1 protein-coding gene is annotated in these 1,590 nt (G+C 60.1%); it reads left to right on the top strand.

Annotated features, from left to right (window positions below):
- Nucleotides 1-83: 83 nt before the first annotated feature.
- Entirely contained in the window at nucleotides 84-1,457 is a 1,374-nt protein-coding gene (locus AC1DLV_RS30240) for an ISNCY family transposase (RefSeq protein ID WP_476836350.1), read from the top strand.
- Nucleotides 1,458-1,590 lie beyond the last annotated feature (133 nt).

The following is a 1,590-nucleotide window of genomic DNA, read 5'->3' on the forward strand; positions in this document are numbered from 1 at the left end:
TGTAGCCGCAAAGTTGGAATGTCCTGTTTCTGCAAAGTTAGAATGTCACTCTGCCCGCGTTTTGGCGACGCGGGAGATTGCCGATGGGACTGATTGCGATGAGCGAGCGCGATCTGCAGCGGATCGAGGTTTTGTCGAAGGTCGTTGCCGGCCGGACGACGATCGTTTCGGCGGCGCGTGTTCTGGCGCTGAGCCCGCGCCAGGTGCGCCGGCTGTTGGATCGGATCAGGACGAGCGGCGCGGCATCGATCCGGCACAAAGCGATCGGCCGTCCGTCGAACAATCGGATTTGTGACGGCGTGCGCGATTATGCCATGGCGATCGTGCGCGAGCGCTATACGGATTTCGGCCCGACGCTGGCAGCCGAGAAGCTGGCCGAAGATCATGGCGTGACGGTATCGCGCGAGACGTTGCGCCAATGGATGGCGGATGCCGGCATCTGGCTATCACGCCGACAACGCCGGACGTTTCATCAACCACGATTGCGGCGCGAAGCCTATGGCGAACTGGTGCAGATCGACGGCTCCGAGCATCGCTGGTTCGAGGACCGCGGCGCGTCCTGCTCGCTGCTGGTGTTCATCGACGATGCGACGGGCAAGCTGATGCAGTTGCGCTTTGTGCGCTCGGAAAGCGCCTTCAGCTATTTTGCGGCACTGGAACTCTATTTGAAGGACCATGGTGCTCCCGTTGCCTTTTATTCCGACAAGCATTCGGTGTTCCGGGTGACCAAGAAGGATGCCAAGGGCGGCCAGGGCATGACGCAGTTCGGCCGTGCGCTTTCAGAGCTAAACATCGAGATTCTTTGCGCAAATTCGAGCCAGGCGAAAGGTCGTGTCGAGCGCGCCAATCGGACGCTTCAGGACCGCTTGGTGAAGGAGCTGCGGTTGGCAGGGATCTCGGATATGGAGGCGGGCAATGCGTTCCTGCCCGGTTTTGTTACGCGCTACAACGCACAGTTCGCACGCACCCCTGCCCGGTCAGATGACCTGCACCGACCGATGAACATCATGCCGGATCGGCTCAGGGAGATCCTGTGCAAGCGTGAGCAGCGCTATGTCGGCGTTCAGCTGACGTTTTCGTTCGAGCGCCAGCGGATCATGCTCGAGGAGACCGATGTGACGCGTGGTCTGGTTGGTCGTTATGTCGAGACCTATGCCTATGCGGATGGCCGGTTTGACGTGCGCTGGAAAGGCCATTGCCTGCCCTACCGGGTGTTCGACAAGGACCAGCGTGTGACCCATGCGGCGATCACCGAAAACAAGCGGCTTTCCGATGTCTTGGCCTACATCAAGGAGCAGCAGGAGCAGTTGCCGCAGCCAAAGGTGAAGACCAACAGCGAGAAGAATGGCTACACGCCGCGGGGCCGCAAACCGGGCAAGCGGACGGATTTGATGAACGATCCGAAGGTCATTGCGCAGCGTCAGCAGGCTCTTTCACGGCTCGATGCCGCGGAATGATTGGCTGACCCAACAATCTCAAAGCTAAAGCCGATGGGTGGATCATCCACCCGCCCCGCTCTGCCCTTGCAACCCCAACCAGCCGGTCAGAACGGGGCTGATTGTCGTGCGCTTTGGCAGAAAGTGACATTTC

The organism is Aminobacter sp. 01T433 (genome assembly GCF_056398585.1).

What these genes read in the sequence shown, in the direction of transcription:
- AC1DLV_RS30240 (WP_476836350.1), top strand. Translation starts at nt 84, where the DNA reads ATGGGACTGATTGCGATGAGCGAGCGCGATCTGCAGCGGATCGAGGTT.